This window comes from Streptomyces sp. A0592 (genome assembly GCF_004795115.1).
Taxonomy (GTDB): domain Bacteria; phylum Actinomycetota; class Actinomycetes; order Streptomycetales; family Streptomycetaceae; genus Streptomyces; species Streptomyces erythrochromogenes.
The window spans coordinates 1-17,267 of the sequence record NZ_SSBM01000041.1 but is presented as its reverse complement, the minus strand read 5'-3'; the positions used below and the strand labels follow the sequence as shown (position 1 = coordinate 17,267).

The 17,267-nt window shown below is 72.9% G+C and carries 14 protein-coding genes; 9 read left to right on the top strand and 5 right to left on the bottom strand.

The window, feature by feature from the left end:
- The first annotated feature begins 38 nt into the window (after nt 1-38).
- A complete protein-coding gene (locus E6U81_RS33910) occupies nt 39-1,793 on the top strand; it encodes an NAD+ synthase (protein ID WP_136233841.1) in 1,755 nt (584 codons plus the stop codon).
- Between the two features lie 83 nt (nt 1,794-1,876).
- Here the strand turns inward: E6U81_RS33910 and E6U81_RS33905 are convergent, their stop codons facing one another.
- Nucleotides 1,877-2,905: an endonuclease/exonuclease/phosphatase family protein gene (locus E6U81_RS33905; protein ID WP_136233840.1), complete on the bottom strand. Its 1,029-nt coding sequence runs from the start codon at nt 2,903-2,905 to the stop codon at nt 1,877-1,879.
- Nucleotides 2,906-3,193: 288 nt separating this feature from the next.
- Between E6U81_RS33905 and panB the strand changes: the two genes are divergently transcribed.
- The 3 genes from panB to E6U81_RS33890 all read left to right on the top strand — a co-directional run bounded on the left by panB (nt 3,194) and on the right by E6U81_RS33890 (nt 6,065).
- The gene (gene panB / locus E6U81_RS33900) at nt 3,194-4,057 is read left to right on the top strand and encodes a 3-methyl-2-oxobutanoate hydroxymethyltransferase (RefSeq protein WP_206310092.1); all 864 of its coding nucleotides are present in this window, start codon (nt 3,194-3,196) and stop codon (nt 4,055-4,057) included.
- 146 nt (nt 4,058-4,203) lie between these two features.
- Nucleotides 4,204-5,217 carry an ATP-binding cassette domain-containing protein gene (locus E6U81_RS33895; RefSeq protein WP_136233838.1) on the top strand — a complete coding sequence of 338 codons (1,014 nt, stop codon included), beginning with the start codon at nt 4,204-4,206 and terminating at the stop codon, nt 5,215-5,217.
- Nucleotides 5,214-6,065 (top strand): ABC transporter permease, encoded by an 852-nt coding sequence (locus E6U81_RS33890; protein ID WP_136233837.1) that lies wholly within the window; start codon nt 5,214-5,216, stop codon nt 6,063-6,065. Before E6U81_RS33895 ends, E6U81_RS33890 begins: the two co-directional genes overlap by 4 nt.
- 57 nt (nt 6,066-6,122) lie before the next feature.
- Here the strand turns inward: E6U81_RS33890 and E6U81_RS33885 are convergent, their stop codons facing one another.
- Nucleotides 6,123-10,085, bottom strand: coding sequence for a BTAD domain-containing putative transcriptional regulator (locus E6U81_RS33885; RefSeq protein WP_136233836.1), 3,963 nt, complete (start codon nt 10,083-10,085; stop codon nt 6,123-6,125).
- A 73-nt stretch (nt 10,086-10,158) separates the two neighbouring features.
- On the opposite strand from E6U81_RS33885, the gene E6U81_RS33880 reads away from it, so the two are divergent.
- Nucleotides 10,159-10,959, top strand: coding sequence for a site-2 protease family protein (locus tag E6U81_RS33880; protein ID WP_136233835.1), 801 nt, complete (start codon nt 10,159-10,161; stop codon nt 10,957-10,959).
- Nucleotides 10,960-11,031: 72 nt separating this feature from the next.
- The gene (locus E6U81_RS33875) at nt 11,032-11,925 is read left to right on the top strand and encodes a S41 family peptidase (protein WP_136233834.1); all 894 of its coding nucleotides are present in this window, start codon (nt 11,032-11,034) and stop codon (nt 11,923-11,925) included.
- A gap of 4 nt (nt 11,926-11,929) precedes the next feature.
- Here E6U81_RS33875 and E6U81_RS33870 read toward each other — a convergent pair whose 3' ends face one another.
- Nucleotides 11,930-12,118, bottom strand: coding sequence for a hypothetical protein (locus tag E6U81_RS33870; protein ID WP_030849047.1), 189 nt, complete (start codon nt 12,116-12,118; stop codon nt 11,930-11,932).
- Between the two features lie 239 nt (nt 12,119-12,357).
- Between E6U81_RS33870 and E6U81_RS33865 the strand changes: the two genes are divergently transcribed.
- Nucleotides 12,358-14,442 (top strand): TerD family protein, encoded by a 2,085-nt coding sequence (locus E6U81_RS33865; RefSeq protein WP_206310091.1) that lies wholly within the window; start codon nt 12,358-12,360, stop codon nt 14,440-14,442.
- 52 nt (nt 14,443-14,494) lie between these two features.
- Here E6U81_RS33865 and npdG read toward each other — a convergent pair whose 3' ends face one another.
- Entirely contained in the window at nt 14,495-15,199 is a 705-nt protein-coding gene (gene npdG, locus E6U81_RS33860; RefSeq protein ID WP_031146191.1) for an NADPH-dependent F420 reductase, read from the bottom strand.
- A gap of 85 nt (nt 15,200-15,284) precedes the next feature.
- Between npdG and E6U81_RS33855 the strand changes: the two genes are divergently transcribed.
- The gene (locus E6U81_RS33855) at nt 15,285-15,893 is read left to right on the top strand and encodes a hypothetical protein (protein ID WP_136233833.1); all 609 of its coding nucleotides are present in this window, start codon (nt 15,285-15,287) and stop codon (nt 15,891-15,893) included.
- Between the two features lie 50 nt (nt 15,894-15,943).
- On the opposite strand, the gene E6U81_RS33850 is transcribed toward E6U81_RS33855, so the two are convergent.
- Nucleotides 15,944-16,195, bottom strand: coding sequence for a hypothetical protein (locus E6U81_RS33850; RefSeq protein ID WP_136233832.1), 252 nt, complete (start codon nt 16,193-16,195; stop codon nt 15,944-15,946).
- A 93-nt stretch (nt 16,196-16,288) separates the two neighbouring features.
- On the opposite strand from E6U81_RS33850, the gene map reads away from it, so the two are divergent.
- Complete coding sequence (map, locus tag E6U81_RS33845; protein ID WP_136233831.1) at nt 16,289-17,146, top strand: type I methionyl aminopeptidase; 858 nt, start codon at nt 16,289-16,291, stop codon at nt 17,144-17,146.
- Nucleotides 17,147-17,267: the final 121 nt, after the last annotated feature.

The window sequence follows — 17,267 nt, the reverse complement described above, 5'->3', positions numbered from 1 at the left end:
CAGGACATCGCGTCAGAAAGACGATTAGACTGGGCCCCGTGCCTCAACTACGCCTCGCTCTGAATCAGATCGACTCGCACGTCGGCAACATCGCCGCGAACGCAGACTCGGTCGTCCACTGGACCCGGCACTCCGCCGAGCAGGGCGCCCACCTGGTGGCGTTCCCCGAGATGATGCTCACCGGGTACCCCGTCGAGGACCTCGCCCTGCGCGGCTCCTTCGTCGAGGCCTCCCGCGCCGCACTGCGCGACCTCGCGGAGCGGCTGGCCGCCGAGGGCTTCGGCGAACTGCCGGTCGTCGTCGGCTACCTCGACCGGACCGAGCAGGCGACCCCCCGCCTCGGGCGCCCGGCCGGCTCCCCGGAGAACGCGGCGGCCGTCCTGCACCGCGGCCGGGTGGTGCTGCGCTTCGCCAAGCACCACCTGCCCAACTACGGCGTGTTCGACGAGTTCCGGTACTTCGTGCCGGGCGACACGCAGCCGGTGATCCGGGTGCGCGGCGTCGACGTGGCCCTGGCCATCTGCGAGGACCTCTGGCAGGAGGGCGGCCGGGTCCCGGCCACCCGCTCGGCCGGGGCCGGGCTGCTGGTCTCCATCAACGCCTCCCCGTACGAGCGCAACAAGGACGACGCACGCCTCGAACTGGTGCGCAAGCGCGCCCAGGAGGCCGGCTGCACCCTCGCCTACCTGGCGATGATCGGCGGCCAGGACGAGCTGGTCTTCGACGGCGACTCGATCGTCGTCGGCGCCGACGGCGAGGTCGTCGCCCGCGCCCCGCAGTTCTCCGAGGGCTGCGTCCTGGTCGACCTCGACCTGCCGGCCGCACGCACCGACGCCCCCGAGGGCGTGGTGGGCGACGGGCTGCGCATCGACCGCGTCGTCCTGTCCGAGGAGCCGGTGGATCCGTACGAGCCGGTCGTGACCGGCGGCTACGCCGACCGGCTCGACGACGACGAGGAGGTCTACGACGCGCTGGTCGTGGGCCTGCGCGCGTACGTGAAGAAGAACGGGTTCCGCTCCGTCCTGGTCGGGCTCTCCGGAGGCATCGACTCCGCGCTCGTCGCCGCCATCGCCTGCGACGCGATCGGCGCACAGAACGTGTACGGCGTCTCGATGCCCTCGAAGTACTCCTCGGACCACTCCAAGGGCGACGCGGCCGACCTGGCCGAGCGCACCGGCCTGAACTTCCGGACCGTGCCGATCGAGCCGATGTTCGACGCCTACATGGGCTCGCTGGGCCTGACCGGCCTGGCCGAGGAGAACCTCCAGTCCCGGCTGCGCGGCACCATGCTGATGGCCGTCTCCAACCAGGAGGGCCACATCGTGCTGGCCCCCGGCAACAAGTCGGAGCTGGCCGTCGGCTACTCCACCCTGTACGGCGACTCGGTGGGCGCGTACGGCCCGATCAAGGACGTCTACAAGAGCGACGTCTTCCGGCTCGCCCGGTACCGCAACCGGGCGGCGGCCGAGCGCGGCGAGACCCCGCCGATCCCGGAGAACTCGATCGTGAAGCCGCCGAGCGCCGAGCTGCGCCCCGGGCAGGTGGACACCGACTCGCTGCCGGACTACCCGGTGCTCGACGCGATCCTCGCCCTGTACGTGGACCGGGACCAGGGCCTGGACGAGATCGTGGCGGCCGGCTTCGACGCCGAGCTGGTCGCGAAGACCCTGCGGATGGTCGACACGGCCGAGTACAAGCGCCGCCAGTACCCGCCGGGCACGAAGATCTCCGCGAAGGGCTTCGGCAAGGACCGCCGGCTGCCCATCACCAACGGCTGGCGCGAGCGGGCGTAGGCCCGCCCGACAGGTCGGGCAGAACACGGAGGGGCCCCACCACATCACCGGTGGGGCCCCTCCGCGCCGCTGTGTGTGCGCCGCTACTTGTTCACCGTCACCCGCGCGGCGACCGGCAGGTGGTCGCTGCCGGTGCGGGGCAGGGTCCAGGAGGCCTCCGGCCGGATCCCGCGGACCATGATCTGGTCGATGCGGGCCATCGGGAACTGCGCCGGCCAGCTGAAGCCGAAGCCGTCACCGGCCGCGCCCTGGGTGGAGCGCATCTGCGAGGTGACCTCGGACAGGGCGCGGTCGTTCATGGTGCCGTTCAGGTCGCCGAGGAGGAGGACCTTCTTCAGGGGCTCGGCGGCGAGCGCGGCACCCAGCGCGTCGGCGCTGTCGTCGCGCTGGTTGGCCGTGAAGCCCGCGTTCAGCTTGACCCGGACCGAGGGCAGGTGGGCGACGAAGGCCGCGACCTCGCCGTGCGGGGTGGCGACGGTGGCCCGCATGGCCCGGGTCCAGCCCATACGGATGTCGACGGGGGCGCTGCCGCTCAGCGGGTACTTGCTCCACAGGCCGACGGTGCCCTCGACCGAGTGGTACCTGTACGTGCCGGCCAGGGCCTTCTCGTAGACGGGGACGACACTGCCCTTGAGCTCGGTGAGGGCCAGGACGTCGGCCCCGGAGCGGGCGACGGACTCGGCGGTGCCGCGCGGGTCGGGGTTGTCGGCGTCGACGTTGTGGGTGGCGACGACGAGGTTGCCGCCGGTGCCGGACTTGTCGAAGACCAGGCCGCCGAAGAGGTTCACCCAGACCACCGCGGGCAGCAGGACCGCGATCAGCGCGGTCGCCGACCGGCGGAAGACGGCGCCGCCCGCCAGAAGCGGAACGGCCAGGCCCAGCCAGGGCAGGAAGGTCTCGGTGAGGCTGCCGAGGTTGCCCACGTCGTTGGGCAGATCGGCGTGGAAGATCATCACGAGCGACAGCAGCACGGCGACCGCGGCCAGGACCAGGCCCCGCCGCCAGATGCCCGGGTCCCTGCGCAGCTCGGCGAGCCGGCGCCGGAAGCGGGGCTCGGAGGGCTCGGGCTCCGAGCCGCCGTTCCCCGATTCCGTCCTGTACGCCTGTGCCATGCCACTGCCCTCACTGCCGTGCTCGCGCTCCGTCCCCGCCCCTTGACCCTAGGCGATGAAGCGGAGCCTTCCGTGCCGTACGTCACGACCGTCCGTCACGGTCGCACGTCCGGGAGGACGAACCGCCGTACGCAGGGGGTTCCGCTTGTCACGAAACGCGCACATTGGCGTACCCGGTGCGGCGGGCCGCCCGCACCACTTCCGCCCACGGCCCCGGGGATGCCACCATGGTGAGTGAGTCCGGGGACACCGTAAGGGTGCCTCGAGATGACACAAGGAGCAGTTGCAATGACGCACGCCGTTTCGCCTGCCCGCGAACCCGCAGCCTCCCCCACCCTCTACGGAGGCACCGGCACCCGGCGCATCACCGTCCGCGACCTGACCCTCGCCAAGGAACGCGGCGAGAAGTGGCCCATGCTCACCGCCTACGACGCGATGACCGCGTCCGTCTTCGACGAGTCCGGCATCCCGGTCATCCTCGTCGGCGACTCGATGGGCAACTGCCACCTCGGCTTCGACTCCACCGTCCCGGTGACGATGGACCACATGACCATGCTCTCGGCGGCCGTCGTACGCGGCACCAGCCGTGCGCTGGTCATCGGCGACATGCCGTTCGGCTCGTACCAGGAAGGCGCCGTGCAGGCGCTGCGCAGCGCGACCCGGCTGGTCAAGGAGGCCGGAGTGGGCGCCGTGAAGCTGGAGGGCGGCGAGCGTTCGCTGGCCCAGACGGAGCTGATCGTGCAGTCGGGCATCCCGGTCATGTCGCACCTGGGTCTGACCCCGCAGTCGGTCAACGCCATGGGCTACCGGGTCCAGGGCCGCGGCGACGAGGCCGCGCACCAGCTGCTGCGCGACGCGAAGGCCGCGCAGGACGCGGGCGCGTTCGCGGTGGTGCTGGAGCTCGTTCCGGCCGAGCTGGCCGCCGAGGTCACCCGGTCCCTGCACATCCCGACGGTCGGCATCGGGGCGGGCGCGGAGTGCGACGCGCAGGTCCTGGTGTGGACCGACATGATGGGCCTGACCGGCGGGAAGATGCCGAAGTTCGTCAAGCAGTACGCGAAGCTCCGCGAGACCATGACGGACGCGGCGAAGGCCTTCGCCGAGGACGTCGTCGGCGGAACGTTCCCGCAGGCGGAGCACGCCTTCCACTGACACGGACACCGGTGCGCCCCGCCGGTGTGAGGTGAACCACTGCGACAGCCCGCCGACCGTTGCGTCGGCGGGCTGTCGTATGTCTGTCGTACCTTTGTCGGTCGCCTGTCGGCGCTTTGTCAGTGGCACCTGGTCCCATGGTGGGCATGACGCGAAACGACAAGAACCCCAACGCCGTGGAGGTGCGGGGGCTGGTCAAGCACTACGGCGAGACCAAGGCCCTCGACGGTGTCGACCTGGATGTCCGTGAGGGCACGGTCCTCGGGGTCCTCGGCCCCAACGGCGCCGGCAAGACCACGCTGGTGCGCTGCCTCTCCACCCTGATCGTCCCGGACGCCGGGACTGCGACCGTCGCCGGCTTCGACGTGGTCCGCCAGCCGCGGCAGCTGCGCCGCACCATCGGCCTGACCGGCCAGTACGCCTCGGTCGACGAGAAGCTCTCCGGCTGGGAGAACCTCTACATGATCGGGCGGCTGCTCGACCTCTCCCGCAAGGACGCCCGCAGCCGCGCGGACGAGATGCTGGAGCGCTTCTCCCTGACGGAGGCGGCGAAGAAGGCCGCCATGAACTACTCCGGCGGTATGCGCCGCCGGCTCGACCTGGCCGCCTCGCTGATCGGCCGGCCGGCCGTGATCTACCTGGACGAGCCGACCACCGGTCTCGACCCGCGCACCCGCAACGAGGTGTGGGACGAGGTCCAGCGCCTGGTCGCCGAGGGCGCCACCGTGCTGCTCACCACCCAGTACATGGAGGAGGCCGAGCAGCTCGCGAGCCAGCTGACGGTCATCGACCGCGGCAAGGTCATCGCCAACGGCAAGGTCGACGAGCTGAAGGCCCGCGTCGGCGGCCGCACCCTGAAGATCCGTCCCGTCTCCTCCTCGGACCTGCCGGGCATGGCCCGCTCGCTGGCCGAGGCCGGGCTGGACGGCGTGGCCGGCTCCCAGGCCGTGCCGGACGAGGGCGTGCTCCTCGTGCCGATCCTGAGCGACGAGCAGCTGACCGCCGTGGTCGGCCTGCTGGCCGCCCGCGGGTACGCGATCGCCGACCTCGGCACCTACCTGCCCAGCCTCGACGAGGTGTTTCTGGCCATCACCGGCCAGAAGCCCACGCTCGTCGAGGACTCCGTCCCCACCGAGAAGACCGAGGAGGTCGCGGCATGAGCACCGTAACCACGACGAAGCCCGCTCCCGCCGCGCCCGGTCCGGCCCCGGTGGCCGCCGCCCGCGGTGAGGGACGGATCGGCCTGCGGGCCAACCTGCGGCACATCGGTGCCCTGGTGCGCCGCAACGCCCTGCAGATCAAGCAGGACCCGGAGTCGATGTTCGACGTCCTGTTCATGCCGATCATCTTCACGCTGCTGTTCGTGTTCGTCTTCGGCGGCGCGATCTCCGGCAAGGGCAACCAGGCGGACTACGTGAACTACGTGGTCCCGGGCCTCATGGCCATGATGGGCATGAACATCGCCATGGCGGTGGGCACCGGCGTCAACGACGACTTCAAGAAGGGCGTGATGGACCGGTTCCGGTCCATGCCGATCGCCCGGTCGTCCGTCCTCCTCGCCAAGATCGTCGTCGAGCTCGGCAGGATGATGGTGGCCATCGCGATCCTGCTGGGCGTGGGCTTCATGCTCGGCCTGTCGATCAAGTCCTCGGTGCTGGACCTGCTCCTCGCCATCGGGCTGTCGGCCGTCTTCGGCAGCGCGCTGATGTGGATCTTCATCCTGCTCGGTCTCACCATGAAGACCGCCCAGGCCGTCCAGGGCATGGCGATGCTGGTCCTGATGCCGCTGCAGTTCGGCAGCTCGATCTTCGCCCCGCCGTCGACGATGCCGGGCTGGCTGCAGTCCTTCACGGACTACAACCCGCTGTCGAACCTGGCGGACGCCGCCCGCGCCCTGATCAACGGCACTCCCGTCGGCGACTCGGTGTGGATGACGCTGGCCTGGTCGCTGGCCATCACGGCGGTCACCATGCCGCTCGCGGTCCGGAAGTTCCGCCAGAAGACCTGACCCGCGGACCGGTCCATTCCGGATCGCGTCCCGGACGGGCACCGGCCGGGGGCCGGGTCAGACGAGGGCGGTGGCCTCCTCCAGGGTGAGGCCGCCGCCCTCGGCGTACGCCGCCTCGTAGGCGGTGTCGCCCAGCGCCGACCGCGCCTGCTTCTCGGCGAAGGCGAAGTCCTCGCGCTCCGTGGTCACCGGGAAATGGTCGGGCGGCAGCAGGCCGCGGTAGGCACCGAGCAGCCGGGCGCCGTCGTGCTCCCGCTGCGGGCCGCCCGGCGACACCAGGGAGACGGCGGCCGTCAGCAGGAACGTGGCGGGCAGGTGCGGGGCGACCATCTGCGCCAGCGGGTGCCGGAAGGCGGCCGTGGCGTCGCGGATGCCCTGCAGGGCCTCCTCGTAGCGGCCGTCCTGGTTGTCCAGCCAGGCCGATGTGGCGAGCAGGAACACGTCGAAGATGGCGTACGCGCCGAAGGCGAACTCCTCGCGCAGCACCTGGATCTGCACGCGTGCCTCGTCGATCCGCCCGGTACGACCGAGGATGCCCGCGAGGAACATCCGGGCGGCGGGCATCGCCTCGTTGCCGAACCGCTGCACCGTGGCGGTGATCTCGGTGAGGATCCGCTCGGCCTCCGCGATCTCGCCGTTCTCGGTGAGCGTGCCGGCCATCCGCACGCGCAAGACCGTCACCTGCGCCTTCGCGCCGAGACGTTCGGCGTACGCGATCGCCTCGCGGTAGTCGCGGGCGGCCAGGGCGTGCTCGCCGCGCCGCTCGCGGGACTCGGCGCGGGCGGAGAGCGCCTCCGCGCAGCCCCAGTCGTCGCCGAGTTCCCGGAAGAGCTCCAGGCTCTCGTCGGCGTCGCGGGAGGCGTCGCCCGCCCAGTCGGCGCGGTTGGCGAGGATGTTGGCGCGCAGCTGGAGGGCGGAGGCCAGCTCCCAGCGGTGGCCGAGCGCGCGGGCGGTGGCCACGGTCGCGTCGACGACCCGTTTGAGCAGCCCGGCGTCGCCCGCGATCATGACGGCGTAGACCCACAGGGAGGCCGGTGTGCGGCAGGTCTGCGGGAGCCCGGGCCGGTAGGTGGCGATCACCCCGTCGACCAGGGCGCGGGTCTCGGGGTCGTCCCAGTCCTTGTTGGTCTGGTCCCGGGACGCCAGCCGGACCAGGTGCAGGGCGCGCCAGGCCTCGGCGAGTACCTCGCCGGTGTAGGGCGGCGGCGCGTCCACGAGCTGCCCGTACACCGGCTCCGCAGGGACGACGGGCGCGACGAAGGGGTTGGGGCCGAGGGCCGCGACCGCCTCCGCCCAGTGCCGGGACTCGGCCCGCTGGTCGAGGAGGTGCCAGTACCAGCCCAGGGAGTGGATCAGGCAGAGCGCCTCGTCCGCGTCGCGGGTGGTGACGGCCCGGCGCAGGGCGGTACGGATGTTCTCGTACTCGGTGGCCAGCCGCTGCGCCGTCTCGCGCTGGCGGCGCCCGCGGAGCAGGGGGTCGCTGGTCCGGGCGAGCTCGCGGTAGTGGACGAGATGGCGGCGGGCGGTGTCCTCGCGGTCGCCGCCGGCTTCGGTGAGGCGCTCGGCGGCGTATTCGCCCACCGTCTCCAGGAGGCGGTAGCGCATGCCGGAGCCGTCGGGGGCGGGAGCGGCGACGACGAGGGACTTGTCGACGAGGGAGCCGAGGGTGTCGGCGACGTCCGGGCCGGTGCCGGTGCCGTCGCCGCAGACGGCTTCGGCGGCGGCGAGGTCGCAGCCGCCCGCGAAGACGGACAGCCGGCGCAGGACGGTGCGCTCGGCCTCGTCGAGGAGGTCCCAGGACCAGTCGACGACGGCCCGCAGCGTCTGCTGGCGCGGCAGGACCGTACGGGCGCCGCTGGTCAGCAGCCGGAAACGGTCGTCCAACCGGTCCGCGATCTGCCGCGGCGTCAGCAGCCTCAGGCGCGCCGCGGCCAGCTCGATCGCGAGCGGCAGCCCGTCGAGGCGGCGGCAGATCTCCGCGGCGGCGGCCGGGTCCTCGTCGACGGTGAACCCGGCGCGGGCCGCCGCCCCGCGGTCGCCGAGCAGCCGCAGCGCGATCGGGTCGGGCAGCGGTTCGACGGGGCGGACGGTCTCCCCCGGGATGCCGAGGGGTTCGCGGCTGGTGGCCAGGATCTGGACGCCGGGGCAGTGGGTGAGGAGGCGCTCGGCGAGCTCGGCGGCGGCTTCGACGACGTGCTCGCAGTTGTCGAGCACGAGCAGCAGGCTGCGGTGGGCGCAGTGCTCGGCGAGCCGGTCGAGGGGGTTGTCGCCGTTGCGGTCGGTCAGCGCCCGCAGTTCCTCGGCGGCGGCGCCGCGCAGCTTGGTCTCGCGTGCGCCGACGGCGGCGAGGGTGGCTTCGGCGACGTCCTCCGGGTCGTCGACGGGGGCCAGCTCGACGAGCCACACGCCGTCGGGCCAGTCGCCGTACGGCTCGTGCGCCTCGGCGGCCTCCTGCGAGAGCCGGGTCTTGCCGGCGCCGCCGGGCCCGAGGAGCGTGACGAGCCGGGCCCGCGCGAGATCGTCGCCGATGACGCGGATGTCGTCCTCCCGGCCGACGAAGGTGGTCAGCCGAGCCCGCAGATTGCCGCCGCCCCTGCCGGGCGCCCGGAAGGCGGACCCGCTGCCGCCGTCCGCCGCCCGGCCCACGGCCGGCCCGTGAACCGGGCCCGACCCGTGGCCTGCGGCCGGGCCGCCCTGCGGCGAAGCCTGACCACGGGTTGCCGCCGGGCCGTGGCCCGAGGCCGAGCCCGGGCCGTGGGGCGAAGGCTGACCATCGGCCGCGGCCGGGCCGTGGGCCGGGGCCGGGCCGTGGGCCGGGGCCGGGCCGTGGGGTGAAGGCTGACCATCGGCCGAGGTCGGGCCGGAGGCCGAGCCGTCGCCGTGGCCGGAGGCCGGACCGTAACCTGCCGCCGGGCCGTGGCCCGAGGCCGAGCCGTGACCGGCGGCCGGGCCGGGACCGTGACCGTGACCGGAGACCGGGCCGGAGGCCGGGCCGGGACCGTGACCGTGACCGGAGACCGGGCCGGAGGCCGGGCCGGGGCCGTGACCGGAGGCCGGCCCGGGGCCCGGGGCGGGGCCGTCGCCGTGGCCCGGGGCGGGGCCGTCGCCGTGGCCCGAGACCGGGCCGGGGGCCGAGGCCGGACCGTAGCCTGCCGCCGGGCCGTGGCCCGGGGCCGAGCCCGGGCCGTGCGCGTGGCCGGAGGCCGGGGCGTCGCCCGCGGTCGGGCCGTGGGTCGCCGTCGGGCTGTGGGCCGGGGGTGGTGGGCTGGCGGGGGGTGCGAACCGCGGGTCGGCGGTCGCGGGCCAGGGTGCCGGGGCCAGGAGTTCGGCGTGCAGGGCGCGCAGGGCCGGGCCGGGGTCCGTGCCGAGCCGGTCGGCCAGGTCCCGGCGGACGTCGTCGTAGGCGGACAGGGCCTCCGCCGGCCGGCCCGCGTCGCGCAGGGCCCGGATCCGCAGCGCCTGGAGCGGCTCGTCCAGCGGCTGCTGCGCGCACAGCGCGGTCAGCTCCGGCAGGGAGTGCTCGGCCTCGCCCAGGGCCAGGGCCGCCGCGAGCCGGCCCCGGCGCGCCTCCATCCGTACGGCGTCCCAGCGGGCGGCTTCCGCGGCCGGGTCGGGCAGGTCCGCGAGGGCCGGTCCGCGCCACAGGGCGAGGGCCTCCTCGTACAGGGCGGCCGCCTCGGCCGGGTCCCGGGCCCCGGCGCCGGCCCGGGCCAGCCGCTCGAACCGGTACAGGTCGACGTCCTCGCGCTCGGCGGCCAGCCGGTAGCCGCCGTCGGCGGACAGCACGGCCGTGTGCCCCAGCGCCCGCCGCAGCCGGGCCACGAGGGCCTGCAGCGCGGCCACGGCCTCGGCCGGCGGGGCGCCGTCCCACACCTCGTCGACCAGCAGCCGGGTCGGCACCACCCGTCCCGGGCGCAGCGCGAGCGCCGTCAGGAGCGCGCGCAGGCGCGCCCCGCCGACGGCCACGGGGGTCCCGTCGTCGCGGAGGGCCTGGACGGAGCCGAGAATCGCGTAACGCACCGGCCCATTGTCCCCGGACCCCGGCCCGGCCCCGAACCGTTTTCCGCGCGCGGCCCGGGATAGGTTTCCCCGCATGGGTCATCAGGGCACCCGCCACGAGCGGCGGATCAGTTCGGTATTCCTCGGCATCTTCGCCGTCATGGCCGTCACGGGCTGGGCGGTGTGGACGGGGTACTCGACGAGCACCGGGCTCGCCGTGTTCCTCTTCGTCACGTCGGCGTGGATCGTCTCCCTCTGCCTGCACGAGTACGCGCACGCCCGTACCGCCCTGCACGGCGGCGACCTCACGGTCGGCGCCAAGGGCTACCTGACGCTGAACCCGCTCAAGTACACTCACGCGCTGCTCAGCATCGTCCTGCCGGTGGTCTTCGTGATCCTGGGCGGAATCGGTCTGCCGGGCGGCGCGGTCTTCATCGAGCGCGACCGCATCCGGGGCCGCTGGAAGCACAGCCTGATCTCGGCGGCGGGACCTCTGACGAACGTGGCCTTCGCGATCATCTGCACGGCCCCGTTCTGGCTGGACGCCCTGGACGGGGTGCCGCTCGCCTTCCGCTACGCGCTCGGCTTCCTCGCGATGCTCCAGGTGACGGCGGCGATCCTGAACTTCCTGCCGGTTCCCGGCCTCGACGGCTACGGGGTCATCGAGCCGTGGCTGTCGCACCGGGTGCGGCGCGAGGTGGAGCCGCTGGCGCCGTTCGGTCTGATCGCCGTCTTCGCGCTGCTGTGGATCCCGTCGGTCAACGTCTTCTTCTTCGGTGTGGTGGACGGCGTGCTGTCGGCGCTGGGCGTGTCGGACCTGGAGACGTACTGCGGCCGCGACCTGTACCGCTTCTGGCAGGAGGGCAGCGGCGTCTGCGAGATCCCGCAGGACTAGAGGATGAGGGGACCGGGTTCCAGGCGGGAAACCCTTCGCCGTGGGCCCGCCCGCCACCTAGCATGATCGGCCGTGCCTACACACGAAGAGATCATCGAGCGGGCCCTGGAGCGGATCGGCGCAGGGTACGTGTTCCCCGAGAAGGCCGTGGACATCGACGCCGCGGTCCGGCGCCGGCTCGCGGCCGGCGAGTACGACGGCCTGGACGAGCGGGAGCTGTGCGAGACGGTCACGGCGCACATCCAGGAGGTGTGCCCGGACAAGCACCTGCGGCTGCTGTGGGTCGAGGAGCCGCAGTCGATGGAACCGGAGGACCAGGACGCCGGACGGGCCGCGTTCCTCGCCCTGCTGCAGGCCGAGAACCACGGTGTGCGGCGCGTCGAGCGGCTGGAGGGCGGCGTCACCGTCGTCGAACTCGGCCTGATATCGACCGCCGACGAGGGCGCCGCCGTGATCGGCGCCGCCATGCAGCTGGCCGCCCGCGGTTCCGCGCTCGTCCTGGACCTGCGCGCATGCCGGGGCGGCTCGCCGGAGGGGGCCGCGATGTGGTGCAGCTACTTCTTCCCCGACGACCAGGTCCACCTGAACGACATCTACGAGCGCCGCACCGGGACCACCCGCCAGTACTGGACGGTGGCGCACCTGCCCGCGCCCCGCTACCTCGACCGCCCCGTGTACGTGCTGACCAGCGCGCTCACCTTCTCCGGGGGCGAGGACGTCGCCCACACCCTCCAGGCGCACGGCCGTGCCGTCCTCGTCGGTGAGACCACGCGGGGAGGTGCGCACCCCACGGACCGGCACGCGATCGGCGAGCACGTCCTGGTGGCGGTGCCGGCCGCCCGGACGATCAGCACGGTGACGGGCGGCAACTGGGAGGGCGTCGGGGTCGTTCCCGACATCCCGGTCCCGGCCGATCAAGCGCTCGACACGGCGCTCAAGGCCGCCCGGGCGGCCGCCGGGAGCTGACGGCTCAGGCGTTGCGCGCGGTCGCGGCCTTCTCGGCCTTGGCCTTGCGCATGTAGTACCAGGCCATGTTGGACGTGAGGCCCGCCAGGAGCACCCACACGATCCCGAGGAAGCTGCCCTCCACGAAGGCGACGACGGCCGCGGCCACAGCAAGGACGCACACGACAACGGCGAAGACGGCAAGGCGGGGCATGGGAAGAGCTCCTCGGGGACACGGAAGGGGGTAGAGCCCCTCCAGTGTCCCCCATGCCCCGCAGTGCTGCCGTAAGGGCCGCGCGCAGCCGCTTCCCGTACATTTCCGGCTTTGCCTGACCTCCTCTCCCCCGCAGCGTTAGCGTTCGCCGGTGACGCGCCGTATCCGGAGCGCGACAGAACGAACAGCCCGGCCGCTCCGCCCGCGACGGCTGCCGCCGGGCAGGTGGGGGACGCCGCATGCAGGAGATCTCAAAGGGCGCGAACGTCAGCCTGACCGGGCTCAGCGAGGACGCCGGCTCGGTGGTCGTCAGTCTGAGCTGGACGAGCGCTTCCGGGGCCGGTGACGCCGATGTCTCCGTGCTGCTCCTGGACGAGAACGGCAAGGTCCGCAGCGAGAACGACTTCTACTTCTACAACCACCCCGCGGCCGACGACGGGAGCGTGCAGCTCCTCGGCAAGACCCCGACCGGCAACGGCGACGAGGACCGCATCAGCGTGGACCTGACCGCGGTGCCGCACGACGTCGTACGGATCGTGGTGGCGGCGAGCCAGTACGGCGGCGCCAGGTTCGGGGACCTCGACGACCTGCGGATGACGGTCGCGGACGGGTCCGGCGAAGCCCTCGTCGGCTTCTCCATCGAGGGCGCGGGCGTGGAGACGGCCTTCATCTTCGGCGAGCTCTACCGACGGGGCGAGGAGTGGAAGTTCCGTGCAGTGGGCCAGGGATACGAGACCGGCCTGGCCGGGCTCGCCACGGACTTCGGCATCGACGTCGACGGGGAGGCCGACGAGCCCGAGGCTGCGGAGTCACCCGCCGCTTCGGTAGCTCCCGCCGCTGCGGCAGGTCCCGCCGCCACGGCAGGTCCCGCCGATGCGGAGGAGCCCGCCGGTGCGGAGGAACCCGCCGCGCCCGGTGCTCCCGCGGAGGCCGCAACCGTCCCCGCCCCGCCCGCCGCGGGGGATCCTGCTCCCGGCGCGTCCCCCGTACCGGCCCAGTCGCGCGGCCGCAGCCCGCGTACGACGAGGAAGAAGGTCACCCTCCCCAAGGTGGCCAAGAAGTCGCTCGCCGAGAACGACTCCTGGCGGACTGCCCGGCTGTTCCCGGTCCCGTCCCTCAAGAGCGACAAGGAGCGCGAGGTGCGGGCCACCTCCGTCCTGCTGTCGGTGATGGCTCAGGTCCCGGAGCTCGGACGCCGCCTCACGGCGGCGTTCGGTGCCCCCGCCGGTCGCATGCAGACGTTCACCGAGGTGCCACTGCCCCACGGAGACACCCCGAGGCGCCCCGACGGCGTCATCAGGGTGGAGCGCGCCGGAAAGCTGTGGACCGCGCTGGTGGAGACGAAGACGAACGGCAACGCGCTCAAGGCCGAGCAGGTCCAGCAGTACATGGACATCGCGGCGCGCCGCGGCTACGAAGCGGTGATCACGCTCTCCAACGACGTGGCCCTCGAAGGGGCCCCCATGGTGGACGTCAAGATCGACGGAAGGCGCAAGCACAAGGTCAGCCTGTGGCACCTGTCGTGGGCCGAGGTCGCCCACCAGGCACAGATGCTGATCCGCCACGAGGGGGTCGGCAACGCCGCCCACGCCTGGCTCCTGCAGGAGCTCCTGGAGTACCTGCAGCACGAGCACTCCGGGTGCCACGGGTTCCAGAACATGGGTCCCGCGTGGGTGCCGGTGCGCAACGGCATCGACGACGAGACCATCGGCATCGGCGACGCCCGCGCCGTCGACGTGGTGGAGAGCTGGGAGCGCCTCATCCGCCAGGTGTGCCTGCGCCTCGGGGGAGAACTCGGGCAGAAGGCCCTGCCGGTACAGCGCGCCCGGCGCAGCAGCGATCCGCGGGCGAGGCGCGTGGCGGCGGCCGAGAGGCTGTGCGGCGAGGGCAGGCTCTCCGCCGAACTGCGCATCGACGGGACGAGCTCGGTGATCGGAGTCGTCGCCGATCTGCGCACGATGAAGGTGCGCACCTCCGTGGACGTCCCGGCCTTCGAGGGAGCGCATCCGCTGGCGGCGGCGAAGCGGCTGATCCGCATGCTCGCCGAGGCTCCGGCCGATCTGCACGTGCAGAGTCTGGTCGAGGGCGAGAACGGGCCGCGCGGCACCCTGGAACGCCTGCGGCCCGAGCCGGGCGATCTGCTGCCCGGGGACGGCGCCCCGATCGCGGGGTTCCGCCTGACGCTCATCAAGGGGATGGGCAACAGCCGGGGCAACACCGAGTCGGGTTTCATCCGCAGCGTCGACGACGCCGTCGACCGCTTCTACCACGGGGTGGTGGCCCACCTGGGCGCCGTCGAGGCCCGTACCGGTCGGCGGGGCTGAGCACGGCACGCGTCCGGCGGTCCGGTCCCGGGACCGGACCGCCGGGCGGGGGTCAGACGTCCGTCGTGCGCAGGCCCGCGTGGGCCTTGTAGCGGCGGTTGGTGGAGATCAGGTTCGCGACGAGGGCCTCGACCTGGTGGGCGTTGCGCAGGCGGCCCGCGAAGATGCCGCGCATGCCCGGGATGCGGGCGGCCAGGGCCTGGACGATGTCGGTGTCGGCGCGGGATTCGCCGAGGACCATGACGTCGGTGTCGATCTCGTCGATCGACTCGTCCTGGAGGAGGACCGCCGAGAGGTGGTGGAAGGCGGCCGTGACGCGGGAGTCCGGGAGCAGCGCGGCGGCCTGCTGGGCGGCGCTGCCCTCTTCGACCTGGAGGGCGTAGGCGCCCTGCTTGTCGAAGCCGAGCGGGTTGACGCAGTCGACGACGAGCTTGCCCGCGAGGTCCTCGCGGAGCGCTTCGAGGGTCTTGGCGTGGCCCTCCCACGGCACCGCGATGATCACGATGTCGCTGCGGCGCGCGCACTCGGCGTTGTCCGCGCCCTCCACACCGAGCCCCAGTTCGTCGGCGGCGGTGCGCGCGCGGTCGGCGGCACGGGAGCCGATGATCACCTTCTGGCCGGCGCGGGCGAGCCGGTAGGCGAGGCCCCGGCCCTGGTCGCCGGTGCCGCCGAGGACGCCGACGACGAGGCCGGACACGTCCGGCAGGTCCCAGGGGTCCTTGGCCGGCGGCTTCTGCGTGCTGTCTGAGGAAGTCATGGGGGCGAGGGTACTGCCGGGTAGCCCACAGTCGAAGAGTCGGGAAGCGCCTCCCCGTGTCGCCCCGATGCGGGAGGATGCGGGCATGGATGCCGTCAGGGTCGCCCTGCTGCGCGAGGTGCTCGCCGGTACGCAGTGGCCGGGCGACGCGCGCCGCTTCGCCGGCTCGCTGCGCCGGTCCGTCGCTCCGGCCGGCGGGAAGCTGCTGCTGGTGGGGACCGAGGGGTACGAGCCCTGGCACATGGCGGCGCACCTCGTGGACGAGGCCGCCTGGTCGGGTCTGCCGGAGCTGGCGCCGACGCTCGTGCGCCACCGCGTGCGGCCCGGCGAGCCGCCGCACCTGTCGGTGGGGCTGGGCCGGCTGGCGGCGGCCGGGCGCGGGCACACGGTGCTGGTGGTGGCGCCCCGGGAGCCCGGCCCCGGGCTGCTGGAGCGCGTGCACGACGCCCGGCGCGCGGGGGCGACCGTACTGTCCCTGGACGGCGGGGACCGGGAGCTGGGCGCGCTCGCGCACGATGCGCTGTCGGTGCCGGACGGCGGCGCGGAGCTGGATCTGGACACCGTGCAGCACCTGGTCAGCGCGGCGGCCGGGGAGAACGGCCCGCCGGCTCAGCGCGGGTCCGGCCGCCGGTTCCGGGACCGGCTGGCGGGGTTGGCCGACCGGCTGACCGCGCCGCCGCCCAGCCGCTGGTAGTCCGCCACCGACCCGCCGGCCGGCCCATCGGCGTCCCGTCGGCCGACCCGTCAGCCGGCCGCGCCCGTGCCCGACGTGCCCTCTTCTTCCTCTCGGGTCTTGTCGTTCCACTTGGGGTCGTTCTGCCACTCGAGGTTGCGCTCCTGTGCCGTCTCCATGGCGTGGGTGGCCTCCTCGGGCGTTCCGTAGGGGCCGAACCGGTCCTTCGCCGGGCACTCGGGGCCTTCCTCGACCTTCTGGTGGACCAGGCAGTAGTACCACTCGCCCGGTTTGCCCACCTGGCGCTTCTTGAACAGGGCCATCGTCGTCCAGGCTCCTCTCGATGCCTCCGCAAGCCGCTGTGTGCCGCTCTATCCCGCCATGCTGCCCCATCCCCGCTGGATACACTCGCTTGCATGTCCGGTCAGTCGCTGCTCGTTCCAGGCGAGCTCTCTCCCGCCCGTTCCGTTCCCGGAAACATCCGCCGGCCCGAGTACGTCGGCAAGCCCGCGCCCACTCCGTACACCGGACCGGAGGTGCAGTCGGCCGAGACCATCGAGGCCATGCGCATCGCCGGCCGGATCGCCGCCCAGGCGATGGAAGAGGCCGCCAAGCTGATCGCGCCGGGGGTGACCACCGACGAGCTCGACAAGGTCGCCCACGCGTACATGTGCGACCACGGCGCCTACCCCTCGACGCTCGGCTACCGCGGCTACCCGAAGTCGCTGTGCTCCTCGGTCAACGAGGTCATCTGTCACGGGATCCCCGATTCCACCGTCCTGCGCGACGGCGACATCGTGAACCTCGATGTGACGGCGTACATCGGCGGGGTGCACGGCGACAACAACGCCACCTACCTGTGCGGTGACGTGGACGAGGAGTCGCGGCTGCTGGTGGAGCGCACCCGTGAGGCGCTGAACCGGGCGATCAAGGCCGTGAAGCCGGGCCGCCAGATCAACGTCATCGGCCGGGTCATCGAGTCGTACGCGAAGCGCTTCGGCTACGGCGTGGTCCGGGACTTCACCGGCCACGGCATCAACTCGTCCTTCCACTCCGGCCTGATCATCCCGCACTACGACAGCCCGCACGCGACCACGGTCATCGAGCCGGGGATGACCTTCACCATCGAGCCGATGCTGACCCTGGGCACCCACGACTACGACATGTGGGACGACGGCTGGACGGTCGTCACGAAGGACCGCAAGCGCACCGCGCAGTTCGAGCACACGCTGGTGGTGACGGACACCGGGGCGGAGATCCTGACCCTCCCCTAGGGTCTGTCGTCAAAGTGATCTTGCGTTGTGGATCATGGTCGGGTGATACGTCGCCATGAACTGTCGGACGCTGAGTGGGAACTCGTGCAGCCGTTGCTGCCTCGGCCCGTGCTGGGGCGGC